The sequence below is a fragment of the Janthinobacterium amylolyticum genome (genome assembly GCF_051380655.1).
Lineage (GTDB): Bacteria > Pseudomonadota > Gammaproteobacteria > Burkholderiales > Burkholderiaceae_D > Janthinobacterium.
The window spans coordinates 81578-98823 of the sequence record NZ_JBNYXL010000003.1; the positions used below are offsets into that span (position 1 = coordinate 81578).

14 protein-coding genes are annotated in these 17246 nt (G+C 62.6%); all 14 read right to left on the bottom strand.

Features of this window, described 5'->3' with window-relative positions:
• Positions 1–183: 183 nt before the first annotated feature.
• The 14 genes from ACQ4WR_RS06905 to ACQ4WR_RS06970 all read right to left on the bottom strand — a co-directional run bounded on the left by ACQ4WR_RS06905 (position 184) and on the right by ACQ4WR_RS06970 (position 16577).
• The gene (locus ACQ4WR_RS06905; RefSeq protein ID WP_436486213.1) at positions 184–2415 is read right to left on the bottom strand and encodes a heparinase II/III domain-containing protein; all 2232 of its coding nucleotides are present in this window, start codon (positions 2413–2415) and stop codon (positions 184–186) included.
• Between the two features lie 297 nt (positions 2416–2712).
• Positions 2713–3753, bottom strand: a complete 1041-nt coding sequence (locus tag ACQ4WR_RS06910) for a glycosyltransferase family 2 protein (protein WP_436486215.1) — start codon at positions 3751–3753, stop codon at positions 2713–2715.
• 7 nt (positions 3754–3760) lie between these two features.
• Positions 3761–4783 (bottom strand): glycosyltransferase family 2 protein, encoded by a 1023-nt coding sequence (locus tag ACQ4WR_RS06915; protein ID WP_436486217.1) that lies wholly within the window; start codon positions 4781–4783, stop codon positions 3761–3763.
• Complete coding sequence (locus tag ACQ4WR_RS06920) at positions 4780–6351, bottom strand: O-antigen ligase family protein (protein ID WP_436486218.1); 1572 nt, start codon at positions 6349–6351, stop codon at positions 4780–4782. The genes ACQ4WR_RS06915 and ACQ4WR_RS06920 overlap by 4 nt, the downstream gene beginning before the upstream one ends.
• A complete protein-coding gene (locus tag ACQ4WR_RS06925; protein WP_436486220.1) occupies positions 6348–7613 on the bottom strand; it encodes a lipopolysaccharide biosynthesis protein in 1266 nt (421 codons plus the stop codon). The genes ACQ4WR_RS06920 and ACQ4WR_RS06925 overlap by 4 nt, the downstream gene beginning before the upstream one ends.
• Positions 7610–8674: an acyltransferase family protein gene (locus ACQ4WR_RS06930; RefSeq protein ID WP_436486222.1), complete on the bottom strand. Its 1065-nt coding sequence runs from the start codon at positions 8672–8674 to the stop codon at positions 7610–7612. Before ACQ4WR_RS06930 ends, ACQ4WR_RS06925 begins: the two co-directional genes overlap by 4 nt.
• A gap of 84 nt (positions 8675–8758) precedes the next feature.
• Positions 8759–9871, bottom strand: a complete 1113-nt coding sequence (locus ACQ4WR_RS06935; protein WP_436486223.1) for a DegT/DnrJ/EryC1/StrS family aminotransferase — start codon at positions 9869–9871, stop codon at positions 8759–8761.
• Between the two features lie 31 nt (positions 9872–9902).
• Positions 9903–10625 carry a glycosyltransferase family 2 protein gene (locus tag ACQ4WR_RS06940; RefSeq protein WP_436486224.1) on the bottom strand — a complete coding sequence of 241 codons (723 nt, stop codon included), beginning with the start codon at positions 10623–10625 and terminating at the stop codon, positions 9903–9905.
• A 152-nt stretch (positions 10626–10777) separates the two neighbouring features.
• The gene (gene epsI / locus ACQ4WR_RS06945) at positions 10778–11464 is read right to left on the bottom strand and encodes an exosortase-associated protein EpsI, B-type (RefSeq protein ID WP_436486226.1); all 687 of its coding nucleotides are present in this window, start codon (positions 11462–11464) and stop codon (positions 10778–10780) included.
• The gene (gene xrtB / locus ACQ4WR_RS06950; protein ID WP_436486228.1) at positions 11461–12354 is read right to left on the bottom strand and encodes an exosortase B; all 894 of its coding nucleotides are present in this window, start codon (positions 12352–12354) and stop codon (positions 11461–11463) included. Before xrtB ends, epsI begins: the two co-directional genes overlap by 4 nt.
• Positions 12354–13229 carry a chain length determinant protein tyrosine kinase EpsG gene (gene epsG / locus ACQ4WR_RS06955; protein WP_436486230.1) on the bottom strand — a complete coding sequence of 292 codons (876 nt, stop codon included), beginning with the start codon at positions 13227–13229 and terminating at the stop codon, positions 12354–12356. The genes xrtB and epsG overlap by 1 nt, the downstream gene beginning before the upstream one ends.
• Before the next feature lie 15 nt (positions 13230–13244).
• Entirely contained in the window at positions 13245–14654 is a 1410-nt protein-coding gene (gene epsF / locus ACQ4WR_RS06960) for a chain length determinant protein EpsF (RefSeq protein WP_436486232.1), read from the bottom strand.
• Between the two features lie 66 nt (positions 14655–14720).
• A complete protein-coding gene (gene epsE, locus ACQ4WR_RS06965; RefSeq protein WP_436486234.1) occupies positions 14721–15509 on the bottom strand; it encodes a polysaccharide export protein EpsE in 789 nt (262 codons plus the stop codon).
• Between the two features lie 54 nt (positions 15510–15563).
• Entirely contained in the window at positions 15564–16577 is a 1014-nt protein-coding gene (locus ACQ4WR_RS06970; protein ID WP_436486236.1) for an EpsD family peptidyl-prolyl cis-trans isomerase, read from the bottom strand.
• Between the last annotated feature and the right edge of the window lie 669 nt (positions 16578–17246).

Consider the following 17246-nt stretch of genomic DNA (forward strand, 5'->3'; position numbering starts at 1 on the left):
GCAGCGCTGGCAAGACTGATAATATTGCAATTAGAATGCTATTATATCAATGATTTGCGTGGAATATGATGTATTGTGCGCAGCAACATCGCGGCAGGGGAAAACGCCGCATGAGGTACGGAAGCGGCGCGGGGCGCGCCTTGCACACCGGTCCGCCGCAAGGCGGACCGGCAGGGAGAAGACTTACTTGGACAGGCCGACCGACATGTTGCCGACGCGCAGGGTGCGCCCCGTGGTCGTGGTCTGCAGTTCGACAGGCGTATTTTTGCAGCCGATATCGAGCACCAGCACGAATTCTGCGGTCTTGCCCGACACACTCACGAAAGCGCCATGATCCTCAATGGTGCCGCTCTTCGGTGGCGGCCCCGTGCGTTTGACAAAGCGGATGTCGGTCGATATCGGCTTGATGCACAGGCTGCGTTCCGCATTCGTGATGCGCACGGCATTGCCCGCCTCGACGATGATATTGCTTGGCGCATGCAGATTCCATTCAAACACATGCGGCAGCGGCGCTTCCAGCTTGTCCTGCACCACCAGCACATCCAGATTGCGCAAATACCAGATCTGGCGCATGGCCTGGGTCAAGGCGCCGCCATAGGCGGCCGTGGCATTGCCTTGCGCAAAATCGAGGCCTGGAATCGCAGCAAAGCTGGTGATCTTGCCGTTGCGCGCCAGGGTTTCGCCATAGCCATCCACGCGCTGGCCGATGCCGCCATCGTAGGTGATGGCATTATGCGACTTGGACTGGCGGTACCAGGTGTTCCACAACGGCGAGCCGTACCAGTCCATGTAGCCGGCCTCGATCAGCAATGGCCGGCCGCCGCTGCTGATGAGCAGGCTGTTCTGGTCGCCATGGCTGTGATTGAACGAGCCGTAGGGGCTGGATTTGAAGAACACCGACGTGCGGCTGCGGTCGCTGATGTCGTTATGCATGGCAACCCAGCCGATACTCGGATACAGCGCCGAGTTGGCGGGCGGCTTCGGCACGGCGACGGTGCTCACCGGCATGGGCCAGGGCGCCGTCAGGGTGCTGATCGAATCTTCCTCGCCCGTCAGGTTTTTCACGTACCAGGCCGCTTCGGGCAAGGCAAAGCGCGAGGCGAACGCTTTCATGACGCGCTGTTCCGGCACCACTTCATGCTGGTCGCCGAACGCATGCAAGGGAGCGCCAGGCGGTACGAAATGCATGAGGAAGCGCAGGAACCCTACGGACCAGGGCTTGTCGAACAGGTTGATGCCGGTTGCCGCCGTCAGCGGCTGCCAGATCTGCAGCGCATAGTCAGCCGTATATTGCGCGTAAGCCGTGCCGTTGGCAAAGCCGCCCTCGCTGCCGCTCCACGCATAGATGGAATTGCTGTAGGAGCGGAACGAGAAATCGAACCAATCGGACGCTTCCGGAATATCCCCGAGTCCCAGCGTGGCGATCAGCGCCAGGTAGCCCAGGTTGGTGCCGCCATGCGAATCGAAGGGGTACTGGTCAAGCACGCCGCTGTTCGCGGTCAGGCTCTTGTAGATGTCGTTGGTGCGCGCCGTCACGGACGTAAGCCAGCGTTTTTTGGTGCCGCTGTCGAGGTCGCCAGCGAGCAAATCGATGGACTTGATCAGCGACATGGCGATCTGGCGCGTGCCCTGATCCTGACTGGCATAGCTGGTGGGACCACTGGGGCTGAGGGCGGCCATCTGGTTGCCGCGCGTCAGCGCCTCGGTCAGATAGCGCTGCTCGCCGGTGTAGCGCCACAACAGGGAAGCGGCCTCGGTTTGCCGGCCCAGGTCATTGATGGCCCAGCGGATCGCCACGTTTTGCGCATCGAGCGCCGCGGTCAGGGCGGTGCCGCTGGCCACCAGCGTCCAGTCGCTGTCCTTGTAGACGGGGATGCTGATGATCTTGCGGTCGACCTCGTAGCGCAAGCGCGTCATCACCGGGCCACGCTCGGCATTCATGGCGGCGCTCCAGTTCTTTTGCGGTCCCAGCTCGGTCGTCAGTTGACGCGGCCGCGCACGCTGCGTCACGCGCGCCTTCAAGGCCACGCCTTCCGGAATCAGGAACGATTTCGATGCCACCGCCTCGATGACGAAGGGACGCGGGCTGGACCACTCCTGGGTAGTGGACGGACGCACGCGCCACGTATATCGGCCCGGCGCCAGCATGCTGCTGGGCAGATACCAGTTGCGGGCGACGGTAAAGGACTGCGTCGTGGCGCCCTGGATTTCCAGTACATACGAGGCAGGGTTGGAGGGATGCCGCGCCCATGAAAAACTGGGCGGATTTTGCACCTGCAGCGCACCTTCGGCCGGCAGGGGGCGCACCACCAGCGGATCGACGGACTGCACCCAGTCAGCGCGACTGGCGCCGCTGACGAGGCAAGCCACCAATAACAAACCATAGCGCGGAAATGGTGCAATTCCGAAATTCATACGAGCCCCCAAGGGAAAAAATAAGTGGATAAATCGGTCGCACGCCTGCGCGAAGCGCTGCGGGCAGTGCGATGACTACGACACGCAAATTTGCCGGGGAACGGGAACGTCAATAACGCCAGTCAACCGCCATGCAACAGAAATGCGCGACCGATGGGCCATTATAGCTTGCCACAGAGAATCAAATCCAAAAACTTGACAGGTAAAAATATTAATGTTAGCTTTTTTTAAAACCTATTTTGGCGATATCAATATATAAACACCAATAGATTATATAGGCGGGGAATTGACCACTCATCAAGGCGGCGGACGCACCACCAGAGCGGGAATCGGTTCCAGCGGGTCGCGCAGCGGCCGCGCGAAACCGGACACGGCAGCAACCGCGTACCAATGCCAGGCGATGATGGAAAACAACGCCTCACCTGCGTCTCTTTTGCGCCAGTACAACAAAAGGAAGGCCGCACCCCACCCGCCTGCCAGCAATCCGACCAATAAAGAAGCAAATGACAAGCCCATCAGGGTTCCCAGCAGTGCCAGCAGCAAGGCTGTGGCGTAAGCGGCCGGGGCAATCAGCACATGCCAGCAGGCGCGCAGCGTGGCGGCAAACCATGGCTGGCCCACGGCGCCGCGCAGCAGCATGCCATAGGCACGCATGCGGCCATTGCGCCACAGGCGCTTGAGCATGTTCCAGGAACTTTCCTGGTGCCCCGTATGCGCCACGGCCGGCACGCCCAGGCGCACCAGATTCCAGCCCTGCGCCCGCAGGCGCGCACCCAGTTCGGCCTCTTCGCAGGCCGGCAGCCAGCGGTTCGCCAGATAGCCTGTCGCGTCAACGGCGCTGCGGCGGTACAGGCCGCCACCGCCAAGCGAAGCGACGGCCTGTTCGCCATGCACCGTGGCATAGTGCATGGCGCGCCGCTTGTCGGCGGCGCTGTGCAAAGCCGTGTCGCGCAGGCGTCCGCCCACGCCCGCCACCTGCGCGTGCGCCTCCAGGTAGGCGATGGCCTGCCCCAGGAAACCTGGTTCCAGCGTCATGTCGCCATCGAGCACATACAGGTAGCGTCCGCGCGCATACTGATAGCCCAGCTGCAAGGCGGCGCCACAGCCGCGGTCGCTACGCGCGGCAAACTGCACGATGCCCACTTGAAACTGCTCGGCGATCTCGACGGTCCTGTCGTCGGACAGGGAATCGACAAGGATCACCTCGCACGGCCAGCCGGCCGCTTCCTCCAGCGCCGAGCGCAGGCAGGCGGCGATATGGCGTTCCTCATTGAGGGCCTTGACGAGGATACTCAGTACGATGCCATCTTGCGCGGCGGCTCCAGACAATGTCGGCATGGTGTTCTCAGCGTTGTAAGAGGTCGTCGATGCCGGCGCGCAGGATCGCCTGCGCGTTTGCGCGCCGTCCGCGCACGGCTTCGACCAGGCAGTCGCGCCCCGTGCGCAGGTAGCAGGCGGGCAGCCAGGCGGGCAGCAGCTTGCGGTACAGCTTGAAGCGCGAGCGGCAGCGCGTATAGACGGCAAACGTGCCATCGGTCTTTTCCCCCGTGGCGCCGCCCGACTTGTGGTACAGGACGGCCTGCGGCGCCAGTGCGTTGCGGAAATGCCGCTCCGAGCGCAGGGCCCAGTCTATTTCCTCGTAATACAGGAAATACGCCTCTTCCATCAAGCCCGTTTGCTCCAGGAAGCGGCGCGATACGAGCATCGAGGCGCCGCTGACCCAGTCGAGGCTGGCCTGCGCCTGCGCCACGATGGCCGGGGTGATATCGTTTTTCCGCAAGCGGTGGCCCAGCAGGTCGCTAAACACGCGGCGCCGCGCAAAACTGCCGCCGCCCAGCGCCTGCACCGTCTCGGGCTGGCCGTAGAAATAATTCACGGAGCCGGTAATGCCGATGCCCGGGTCGGCCGATGCCGCGTTCACCAGGTGTTGCAGGCAAGCGGTTTCCACCACGGTATCGTTGTTGAGCAGCCAGACAAAGGCGCAGTGCGGATCGGCGAGGGCCAGGCGGATGCCGACATTATTGCCGCCCGCAAAACCAAGGTTGCCGCCAGTCTTGACGAACAACAGCGGCAAGGCTGGCAGTGCGTCCGGCAAGCCCTGCCCCACTTCCAGCACCTGGCAAGCGAGCGGCTTGGGCAGCGACGGCGTGGTCAGGGCGGCCAGCTTGCCCGCTGGCGCCTGGTAAGCGTTGGCGCCGCTGGCCCAGGCCGTCAATTGTTCAAGCGAGCCGTCCGACGAGGCGTTATCGCAAACGATCACGCCCATGTTCGCGTAAGGCATGCGCAGCACGCTTTCCAGGCATTCGATGGTATCGCGCCAGCCGTTCCAGTTGACCAGCACGATCCAGACCCTTGGCTGCCCGCTCATCGGAACAGCCCGCGTTTGGCGACGGGACGCTGGCCCTTAAGCGGCACCGGCGCGGTTTCCTCTGCGCTTTCCGCTGGCGCATCGGCCAGCACGATCAGTGCGGCGATCAGGATATAGGCCAGCGAGAAACCGGAAGAAATCGACAGCACGGTCTTGGTACCCAGGAGCATCACTAGCGAGATGGCGATCAGGCCTGCGGCCGTGCCTACGCTATCGGTGCGGCGCCGGTAAGTGTGTACGCCAAGCAGGATGGCGCTGATAAAGCTGACGAGGAAGGCCAACAGGCCTGGTATGCCCGCATCCAGCGCCAGGCCCAGCCAATAGTTATCGATGTTGTAGCGCACGCCATCGAAAAAGCCCAGCTTGACCGCCCCCAGGCCATTGCCGTAGCCAAACAGCGGGCTGCTGGAGATCAGGGGGATGCCGCGTTCAAGCATCAGCACGCGCGCCATGGTGCTGCTCGCCTCGTTCTGGCTGCGCCCGGCAATCAGGCTAAACACTTCCTGCGCGGCAAAATAGCCGCCCAGGATCACCAGCGGCAGCAGCAGCACGGAGGCCAGCAGCATCAGGTCGGCCTTCTGGCGCTTGCGGTTATCGCCGCGTGGCAACATCAACAAGATACCCACGAGTATCAGCGCCGCCAGCAGTACCGCGATGCCGCTGCGGCTGCGCGAGGCAACGATCATGGCAACGGCGACGGGCACGAAAGCCATGCTGGCCCAGCGCAGCAGTACCGTTTTGTGCGTGAGGAAGACGGCCGCCGCGATCGGCACCATCATGGCCATGAATTCGGCCAGTACCATCGGATGCTCGAACGTGCCCTGCGCGCGATACCGCCCTTCGCGCAGCTTTTCCATCAGCACGGACTGCAAGGTCAGCGCATCATCGGCACTGACGGTGATGAAACGCCCGAACAAGGTGCGCTTGACGACCGACTCATAGCCGGCCAGGCCCGCTTGCAGCAAGCCCACCACGGTCAGCACGGCCAGCAGGCGGAAGACGTCGCGCTTGTCGCGCAGGACGCCCAGCGCGAGAAAAAACACCAGGTAAAAACTGATCAGTTCGCCACCGAGGCCGAACACCTGGGAAATTGGCTCTTCCCCCGCCAGCGAACTGAGCACGCGCCAGGTCATGAGGGCAACGATGCCCGACACGATCACCGGATGCGCCTTGCAGCGCGCGACGAAGCGCTCCATCGGCTCCTTGCATGACAGCATGCAGAGGCTGCCGCCCACCAGGAAAGCCAGCCAGGCCAGCTTGGTCGGACTAATCGACGGCAAGCCGCCAAAGCGGTAGATGATGTAGGTGGGCCAGATATTGATCAGCGCCACGAGTAGCAGCAAGAGAAGATTGAGGGCGCCATCGGGCGCGCTTTTGCGCTTGGGCATGACCCACAGCAGCAGCAAGCCGCACAGGGCGATGGGGATGGCCGTGATCTTCAGCAAGGCGCCTGGCGGCAGCACGGCCGCCATCAGGCCGGCCAGCAGGCAGGCAAACAGCAGGCCCAGGCCTAGCATCCCCGTGAGTAAATAACTGCCGTTGAACGTGCCGCGTTTGTGTCGTTTCATGCTTCCGCTCCCTTGCCCGCTGCGGCCATCCGCGCGCGACGATTGCACCACCACCAAAATACCCCTTGTGCCAAGGGAATCCAGACCGCGTAAGCGGCCAGCCGGACCCCGATGGCGCCATCCACGCCGTAGCGCGGAATGGCCCAGTAACTGCACGCCACGACGACGACGCTGGTGGCGATCGTCATGAGCGTATTTAATTTCAACAAACCGCGTCCGATCCACTGCGGCGTCATCAGCAAGGCCAGGCTGATGCCCAGCACCGTCGGCAGCAGGGCGCGGAACATGGCGGCGCTGGCGTCAAACGCATGCCCCGCCACCAGCGAAATCATCATCGGCGCCAGCACATACGCGAGCAGGCAGACGCCCGCCACCGCCGCCAGCACTTTTTTCGCCAGGCGCCGCTGCTGTGGCCAGAAGGCGTCGGGCGTGGCGCGCGCCAGGCCGCCATAAATCACCATCAGCGCGCTCTGCGGCACGATCAGCAGCAAGGTCACCATCTGCTGCGCCAGCTGGTAGAAGCCCACCTCGCGCTTGCCCAGGTCATGGTTGATCAGCAGGATACTCACCTGGTCCAGCAGGAAGGCGCTCACCGTTGTCATGTGGATGACGGCGCCCGACGTCATCAAGGGCCGCACCTCGCTGCGCAGCCAGCGCAGCGAGCGCCCCGCCAGCTGCCACAAGGGCAGCGCGACGAGCACGGCGACGAGAAACTGGCCCAGCAGCTGCGAGGCCAGCGCGCCCGGCACGCCCCAGCCCAGGTACATCACCAGCAGGAAAAACACCAGGAAGCCGATGCTGCGGCCCCAGTACTGCGCCCGGTTGAGCAAGCCCGTCTGGGCGCTGGCCGCCAGCATGTTCGATGCGTATTGCTCCCATATCAGCAAGGGCACGCCGGCCATGGCTATGCACAGCGGCAATGGCGAAAGCCCCTTGAACAGCGCCCCGCCCGTTACCGCATACAAGCCAGCGGCCACGGCCAGGGCCAGCAGCGCCAGCGCCAGCGCCAGGCCGCCCAGGGTGCCCATTTGCTCCCCCAGGGTCGGCGTGGTGGCGGCCGACTGCAGCCTGTGCTGCAGCGCCTGCCCCAGGCTCAGGTGGAACAGGGTGGCAAACAGAGCGGCCCAGGCCATGGCGGCGGCAAATTCGCCGCGCCCGTCCGGCCCCAGCAGGCGCGCCGAGACAAACAAGGTTCCCAGCGACAAGGCCATGCCATAGCCGCGCGCCACGCTCATGCCGATAATGCGCTTGATATCGCTCAAGGTCGTACCCGCAGGCTGGCATCAGCGTCGGTCAGCGGCGTCGCCGCCGTGCGCATGACCACGAAATGGCGCTCGACGGCGTGCCAGCAACACCACGCCAAGGGCAAGACGATGGCGCTGGCCAGCAGGCACACGCCAGCCGGCGTCTTCGCCCAGCCATGCATCAGCACGGTTTGCTGCACGGGAAAGGCAAACAAATAAATACCATACGACAAGTCACCAATCTTTTCCAAGTTAAAAGGCAGCACCCACGCGGGATGGCGGCCCAGCCACAAGGTCGCATAGCTGATCGCCACGCACCCCTGCACATACAGTAACGGCCCCGGCACCAGCACGCTGGCGCCCCACCCGGCCAGCAACAAGGCGGCTATCGTCCCACGCATGGGCAGGCGACGGCGCAACAGACGATAGCCGGCACCCAGCAAAAAATAGGGCGCCAGCAGCAGCGTCCCGGAAACATTGCCTTCGAGCACCTTCCACCAGCACAGCACACATGCGGCAGCGAGCGCGCACAGGGGCAGGGCCACATTGGCCTGGCGCACCGTGCGCCGCAATCCCCACACGCTGCCACCCACGGCCAGATACAGCGAAAATTCGATGGGCAAGGTCCACAGCGCACCGTTGACGGCGGTCGCATGTGGATTGGCCGTGAACACGCCAGGCAAAACGTACTGCAGGCGCCACATGGTGATGTTGCGCGCGATGTAGCTCCATGTCTCTCCATCGCGGTAGTAGTCAGCTGGCGCCAGCGTCGTGACCAACGGCCCCAGCACCAAAGCCGTCAGCAGCACCACCAGCATCAGGGCGGGGAAGATGCGCCGCACGCGCGCCATCAAAAAAGAGCGCAGCTCGGGGCGCGCATACGCGCTGCCCGTGATCAAGTAGCCGCTGATGGTAAAGAACACGCCAACGGCAACGGTGCCCAGGGTCATGCGCCCATCCGTCAGCTGCATCAGCGGCTCCCGTGCGCCCTGCCCGCTCAGATGATAACTATGCGAAAACAGCACCAGCCAGGCCGCCAGCAGGCGCAGTAACGTAAAATTATTGGCTGACGGCGTCATGCTCTTGGTCCTGGCGGACAGCTGCGCGGTTCCAGTCAAACACGGTTCCAGTCAAGGAAAACATACCGTTTCCGCTGGCGCGATTTACTGCACGGGCAAATTACGCAAAATATCGCAGATACGGTCCACTTGCTCCAGCGGCAAATCCGGGTAGATCGGCAGGCACAGCACCCGGTCCGCCACATGGTGGGCCACCGGCAGCAAATGCCGGCCAGCCGACGGCAAGCCGCGGTACATGGGGAATTCGCTGATCAGTGGATAGAAATAGCGGCGCGTCATGATGTTTTGCGTCTGCAGATAGGCATACAGGGCATCGCGCTGCAGCGGGAAATCCGCTTCCACGAAGACGGGGAAGTAGGAGTTGTTCAGCTGCGCGGGATCGTTCACGGCCGGTACCGTAATGCCGGGCACCGTGGCCAGGTTGTCGCGGTAGCGGGCGGCGATCTGCGCGCGGCGCGCCAGCGCCTGGTCAACGTGCTTGAGCTGCAGCAGGCCGAATGCCGCCTGCACTTCATTCATCTTGCCATTGATGCCGGGCGCGACGACGGTCGTTTCATCGACGATGCCAAAGTTTTTCAGGTGGTCGATGCGCTGCTTGGTCTTGGCATCGGGACAGATGATGGCGCCGCCCTCGAAGGTATTGAAGACCTTGGTGGCATGGAAACTCAGCACCGACAAGTCGCCGTAATTGAGCACGCTGGTGCCCTTGTGGCGCACACCGAACGCATGCGCAGCGTCATAAATGACCTTCAGGCCATAGGTGTCGGCGATGCGCTCGATCTCTTCCACGTTGCATGGCGTGCCATACACGTGCACGGGGAAAATCGCCGTCGTCTGCGGCGTGATGGCCGCCTCGATCTTCGCCGCGTCCAGGTTGAAGGAATGCGGATCGATGTCGACAAACACGGGCTTGATGCCATTCCACAGCAGGGAATGGGCGGTGGCCACGAACGAGTATGGCGTGGTGATGACCTCGCCTGAAATGCGCAGCGCCTGCAGCGCCGTCACCAGCGCGATGGTCGCATTGGTAAACAGGGCCAGGTGCTTGACGCCCAGGTACTCGGCCAGTTCACGCTCCAGTTCCTGGTGGAAGGGGCCGGCATTGGTCAGCCATTTGCTGTCCCAGATCTTTTGCAGATAGGGCATGAATTCATCAAGCGGCGGCAGGGACGGTTCGGTAACGAAGATTTTTTTCATAATGGCAACAATTATATAGGGCGTACGGTGGCTAGGCCTTCTGGTTGCGCTCGCGATAATGTTTCAGCAAGCGGTCGGGCGCACGCACGGCGCGCACGCCGAGGTAGCGGATCTTGCGAAAACGGTTCCAGTCGCCCGGCTCCGCATAGCGCCAGGCCGTGATATCCCAGGGTATCGAGGCCAGCCAGCGGTGGTAGAACACGGACGAGGTCGATACATTGTTCACCGCAAAATGCGGCGCCTGGTTCACGTGCCACTCATCGGGCACCCGTTCATAATCGAAGGGATGCCAGATGATGTCGGCGCGCGTGCTGCGCGCCAGCGCCAGCAGTTTGCTGATGCGCTCCGGCGCGTGCTCGTCATCGTCGTCGAGGTGCGTGACGAACTGGCCGCGCGCCAGCGACAAGGCATGGTTCAGGGCCAGGGTGCCGGCCACCATCCAGCGCTGGCGCGGCTCCGTCGGATACACGCCCCGCTCGGTCAGGTTGACGAACTCGATGCGCGGATCGTTCAGCGCCGCCACGCGTTCGGCCGTGTCATCGGTGCAGCAATCGCCCACCACCACGATCTGCAGGTGCGGATAATCCTGCGCCAGCAGCGACGGCAGGCAGCGCTGCGTCAGCAGCACGCCGCGGTTATAGGTGGCCACGCAGATGGTCACCAACGGCTGCGGCATCTCGTAAGCGGCCTGATAGGCTGCACTCTTGCGGGCGCCGCGAAAACCGGCCCGGGCGCCCAGGCCCAGGTCGCGCATGGAGCGCACCGGCTCCCTGAGCCGCGACCAAATTTTCCTGCCTTTATCTGCCAACCGCCGTAAACCCGTAATATTCGACAACCATTCCTCCCTGACTACACGCTGGCAAAGCAGCTCCACCGGCGCCGGCAACGGCGCCCCAAGTGCCACGCTTAATTGGCAAAGCCCATCAAGCGGCGCCGGCTATTTTCCGGCAGCGCCTTCACCATGGCATTGACAAAATCTTCCTGCATGGCAAACGAGCGCTGCGTATCGGTGTCGAGCGACGACACGCGGAACAGCAAGCCGTCCGGAATGTCGCCGGCCAGGCGATAGCGCATCTCCGCCATTTTCTTTTCATTCCCGCTGCGCACCACCACGTCGCCCACGGTGCTCCAGTAGGTCACCGGCTCGTAGCGTTCGCGCGACAGATTCGTCTGCAGGCGCTTGACCTTGATATCGCCCTGCGGCGTGGCCAGCACGCCATCCTGCTTGCCCGTCAGCTCGAAGCCCTGCGCCGGATAACACACTTCCGGATAGTGCAGCTGCATGCCGTCGCTCTGGTTGGCGCCGTAGGCGATCGACAGCATCACCCGGTAGCCTTCGTTATTGATATAGGTGCGCGACAGGGTCTGCGTGTAAATCGCCTTGAGCGCGTCTTCCGTGCTGGGATTGATCACGTTCGCGTGGCCTTGCGTCTCTTCGCGCCAGGCACCGAACTGCGTCGGCACCAGCGCCTTCAGCTCGACCGGCGGGCGCTTGTCGGCCAGGAAATGCGTCGGCGTGAGCAATTTCGCCGTCCCTGCCGAGGCCGCCATCAGCACGCCCAGGATGATGCTGCTCAGTATTGCTCGTTTCATGCGCCTGCTCCCTGCGTCTTTGCCGCCCTGCGCTGGCGCATGCCAGACAGCCATTGCAGCAGCGAATCGACGCCGATAATCAGTATCAGCGCGCTGATAAACAACACCATGCCGGCAAAGCCATGCAGGAAGCCCTGCCCCGCCGCGTCGCCATAATAATAGGTGATGAGCGACAGCACGCACACGCGGATGACGTTGGCCGTGAAGGAAATCGGCACGATCAGCAGGGCCAGGCCGACATTGCGGAAGGCCGAGGTATGGCGTACCACGTTGAGGTAAAACAGGCCCAGCGATTCAAGCGTCAGCAGGGTCTGCAGGCCGGCGCAGGCATCGGCCACCAGCAGCTGGTACTGGCCGATCTGCAGGATGACGCCGGTACGCGCGATCGGATAGCCGGCCCAGTACAGCACGTGTTCCGTGACGTAGGACACGGCCTGCTTCATCGGCATCGTCAGGGCACTGACGACGGAACCGGGCAGCGGCACCATGAACAACATGAAAAAGAAGGGAAACCACAGCGTGCGCAGGGCGCCAGGGCCGCGCTTGAGCAGCAGCAAGGCGGCCAGGGTCAGGATGAACGCCAGGATCTCGAACGACACGATCTGCTGCGAGCGGCCCAGAATGTACAGCAGCAGCGAGACGATGAAGACGGGCCAGCCCATGGCACTGCCGGCAGCCGGTGGCAATTCCTTCCAGCGGCGCGCAGCCAGCCACAGGGACAGTACCAGGATGATGGGACCATGGGCCTGCTCTTCGGTTGCCCACGCGCCATGAAACAGGCCATAGAACGTCGGCGCGTACATGCACAGGAAACCGATGGCCAGCGGCAGCCATTCGGGCGCCAGCGCCTTGATGCGCGGTAACGCCGCAGAGGCAGTCAGGCCAGTCATCAGAATTCGACCATGACGGAACCGACGACTTCGGCACCCACCTGCGCCAGTTGTTCGCTGGCGGCATTGAGGTCGCCCACCAGCGTCGCGTTGCGGCGCGTGACGAGCAGCACGCCGCCGGCGCGCGCGGCGATGGCCATGGCATCGGAACCGGTGGTAAACGAGGCCACGTCGTACAGCACCACGTCGAAATGGCTTTCCAGGCGCGCATTCAATTCCGTAAACGCTGAACGGCTGAGCAACTCCTGCGGATTCGGCGGCAAGGTGCCCGCTTCCAGGATATGCAGGTCGACAAATTCATCGAGCTTGGCGATGGCGTCGAGGTCGGCGCGTCCGGCCAGCACATCGGACAGGCCCTGCTTGTTCTTCAGGTCGAAGACCTGGTGCTGCGTGGGCGCGCGCAGGTTCGCATCGACGAGCAGGGTGTGCTCGCCCAATTGCGAAAACACCACGGCCAGGTTGGCCGCGAACAGGCTGGCGCCGTCGCCGCTGTCGACGCCCATGATCACCAGGGATTTGCGGCCGCGCGCGAACCAGCGCAGCATCAGCTGGCTGCGGATGGCGCGCAGCACTTCGACTTGCGGGCTGAAAGGCTGGTAGGCAGCCAGCAGGCGCGGCGAATACTTGCCCTGCCCCTGCTGCAGATACGGATAGTCGAACTGGCGCGCCAGCACTTGCTGGATGTCCGCTTCCGTGATCAGGCCCAGGCGCTGAGCCGCTTCGCCGAAGCGGATGCCCAGTTCCTTTTGCATGCGCAGCACGCGCTCGGCATTTTCAGGGGTGATCTTGCCCGATTCCAACAGCAAGCCACCGATGCTGGAATCGCCGCCGCGGGCCTGTGGACGTATGGTATTGCTCAGCGCTGGGTGGTTCATGGGAGTATCCATCGATTAGTTGGCCCGCAAACGGCGGAAAGTCAGTGCATTCAGGAAGCTGCTGCGTTTTTTCGCCGGCGGATTCCAGTTGATCACGCCCAGCACCGGCACTTGCAGCACATCCTGCAAGTCGCCTTCGGAACGCACGCGGCGGTTCAGCATCTCGGCCAGCACGCTGAAGGCCAGGCCCAGCATGCCGCCCAGGAAGATAGCCAGCACGGTATTGACCATGATGCGCGGGCCGGCCGGCTTGATCGGCGGCACGGCAGGGTTCAATACGGAGATGTCCGACTGGTCCGACTGTCCTTCGATCTTGGTTTGCGAGAAACGCTGCGAGGCCACGTCGAAGGCGCGCTGCGCGCTTTCCACGTCCTTCGCCAGCACGCCCATTTCATCGCGCGTGCGGTTCAGTTCCAGCACCTTGGTCTTTTGCTCGGCCAGCGCGGCGCGGATCGCGCCTTCGCGCTGCTGCATGATCTGCGCATTGTTGCCCACGCTGTTAGAGGCGATGCGCAGCTGTGCCTGCAGATCGGCGCGCAGCTTGTCGACTTCGGCCTTGGCGCTCTGGTATTGCGGATGGTTCACGCTCAGGCGCTGCGACACTTCGGCAAACTTCGATTCCGCGCTGCCCAGGTTCACTTTCAGGCTCTGGATCAGGGGATTGGCCGCCACGTCAGGCGACTCGGTGGCATTGCTGCCCTGTGCCATGCGCTGGCGCGATGTCGCTTCCATCGCCTGTCCCTGCGCGCCCACCAGCTGCGCCGACAGGTCGTTCAGGCGGTTCGATTCCACGTCGAGGCGGTTGTCGATGCTGACGATGCCGTGCTCCTGCTGGTACTTGGAGAGGCGGCTTTGCGCCACTTCCACGTTGTCGCGCAGCAGCTTGATCTGGTCGCTGAAGTAGGCGGATGCCTTCTTCATGGGATCGACCTTCAGCTGGATATTGATTTTCTGGTATTCGTCGGCGAAGGCATTCGCCACGGCCGCCACGAATTGCGGATCGGCACCCTTGAAGCTGATGTCGACCACGCTGCTTTCGCGCGATGGCACGATTTCCAGCTTGGCCAGCAGCAGGTCGGCCAGCCAGTCGCGCACGGTGCCCTTGCCTTCCGTCGCTTCGTTGAACTGCGCCACGACGGCAGGACTGTCGGCCAGGCGCAGTGAATCAACCACATGCAGGGCCACGTTCTTGCTGCTGATGATATCGATCTGCGTGGCCATGTAGCCAGGCAACAGCTGCCCCGGCATCGTCAGCCCCGTCACCGGATCGACGCCCTTGTAGTTGAGCAGCAGCGAGCTGGTGGCCTTGTAGGTCTTGGGCAGCAACAGGCTGACGACCACGGTCACCGAGACGGTGACCAGCAAGGTCAGCAGCAAAATCCAGCGGCGCGCCCGTAGGATCAATAAAAATTGTGAAAAGCTCATGAATTGATTCCCATGCCGTAAAAAAAAGAAATACTGGCTAGCCGGTGAATGCCGCTGGCCATGGTGTTAGAACAGGCTTTCCTGCACATACACGACGTCGTCCACTTGCAGCAGGTCGTCGTGCTTGGCCGAAATGATTTCCAGCTTGCCCGCCTCGTCGCGGCGCTTGATGCGCACGCCGCGTTCGGTGCCGCGCTGCGTCAGACCGCCGCCCACGGACAGCGCTTGCAGCACCGTCATGGAGCGCTCGAGGCGGAAGGCGCCCGGACGCTGCACTTCGCCGTAGATATAAAAGCGCGGCGCGCGTTCGACATAGATGACGTCGTTGCCGGCCATGTCATAGTCGCGGTTCAGGTCGGCGCTACGCACCATGTCGACGATATCGACGCTTTCCTTGGTGGTCTTGCCGTTGCGCTTGCGGATCAGGCTCACGCTGTCGCCGCCATCGGCGCTCAGGCCGCCCGCCATGGCCAGCACGTCAAGCATGCTGCGGCGCCCTTCCAGCGGATAGCGTCCGGGACGGTTGACCTGGCCCAGTACCGAGACCTGCTGGCTTTGCAGCGCGGACACGATGATGTTGACCTGGGCTTTGCGGATGAAACCGCCGCCTTCCAGCAGGCCGCCGATCTTCTTTTCCGCCGCGGCCACGGACAGGCCGCCCACGGCCACCGCGCCGATCAGGGGGAAGGTGATTTCACCGGCCTCGCTGACGCGCGTTTCCAGTCCCAGGTCGGGACTGCCGTAGACGGACAATTTCAGCACGTCGCCGGGCCCCAGCAAGACATCAGCGGCGGACGCGAAGCCAGCACTGCAAGCCAGGACAGCGGCCATGATCCAGAGAGCGAGTCGTTTCATGTTAGTACCCAATTCTATTGATATGCTTCAGTTGAAAATGGTCTTGCCCACGCTTTACTTCAGACCGGCAACGCCGCGGTCATTGGCTTCGCTTGAGGTCGTCGGCGCCGAGGCAGGCACGGCTGGCGCGACCACCACTGGCGCGACCGGCGTCACGGCAGCGGCAGGCGCTGGCGCGGCAGCGGAGGCCGAGGCGGCGGCGCTGGCATCCTTGCCCGTGACGCTCTTGTTCAGGTACTCGATTTTGGCTGCCGCACGCAGGCGCGCCAGTTCCGCATCGGCCGCCTCCTTGCTCTTCTTGTTGTACAAGAACTGTTCAATCTGCGGCGCCGCCACTTCCAGGGTGACAGGGCTGTCCTTGACGTCGGCCAGCGAGATCAGCAAGGTGCGGTCGCCTTCGCGGATAATGAACAACTGGCCTTTCGGCATGCTCAGCAGTTTGCCCGTCAGTTCGGGCGCCAGGTCGGCGCTGGTGCGCGACAGCTGGGCACGGCCAAACTTGACCTTGTGCGCGTCCAGCCATGCCGCCACGTCTTCGAGCGACTTGGCGCTGTCCATGGCCGCCTTCAGCTCGTCATTCATGTCGGCCGTGGCAATGATCAGTTCGCGCATGTCGAATTGCTTGCGCTGCGAGAAAAATTGCGGGTTGCTGGTGAAGTATTTTTCCACTTCGGCCTTGGTCGGGCGGGCGATCGTGCCGACGCGCTTTTGCATGTAGGCCTGGGCGATGATCAGCGACTTGGCCCGTTCGATGGCTTGCACCACCTTCGGCTCGCGGTCGAGCTTTTCTTTCGCCGCTTCGCTTTGCAGCAGCTGGCGGTCGATCAGCGATTCGAGCAACTGCTTGCTGGCAGCCTCTTGCTGACTGGCCTGCACGTTGGCGCGCTGCAGCTCTTCATTGAGCTGCAGCACCGTGATTTCTTCGCCATTCACGCTGGCCAGGGTCTGGCCGGCTTTCTTTTCCTTGCTCCCGCCGCATGCCGACATGCCAGCTGCAATGACGAGAAAGGCACTGGCCCACAGCACGCGCCTGGGCACGCCAAGTTGAGGGACCGTCAGTCTTGCCATATCGAAATGCTTCAAAATTACTCCTTGGGGATTGGGAAATTGCCAGACGGAGGCCATGCCATTCCGCCACCAGCACAGTGAAAGGCCACCAATCCGGCGGCGTTTCACTGCGTAAAATGACAACATCATTGCAATATTATAAATAAACTACCGCTGGATGCATAGTACTAACAGAAATATTTGCTTAAAATATCATTAAATATCCATAAATACAACTATTCCCAGAGGAAAATTGTTTCAAAAAAAACATATTACACGGAAAAAACGACTGTTGCCGCACGCTGGCCAACGCTGTTTTTCCCCGCTGTTTTCTCTGGAACTGCCAACTGCCGCGGCATGGCGCCGGCGGCCGGCTCTTGCCGTGTGACTATCGAAGCAATAGGCCGCAGGGCGGCAAGCAAGCATTTGAAACACCGCTCAAAACCTGCCGCGCGTGGCGCTTTGCGCCCGGCGATGCTCGCCGTGCACAAACACAGCAGCGCTTCCCCGGCACAACGCACATCCGCCCGCGCCGGCTTTGCCAGGCGTCGCTATTGTCATGTTGTCTGGATGACGGGCACACTGCCTGCGCGCAGCCTTGCGGCGATTCGCGGGGCGCGCCCGGCATGCCTCATTTTATCGCTTATCTCTGGCCGACAAGTAAAACATTCACCCGAGTGTTGCGAGTGT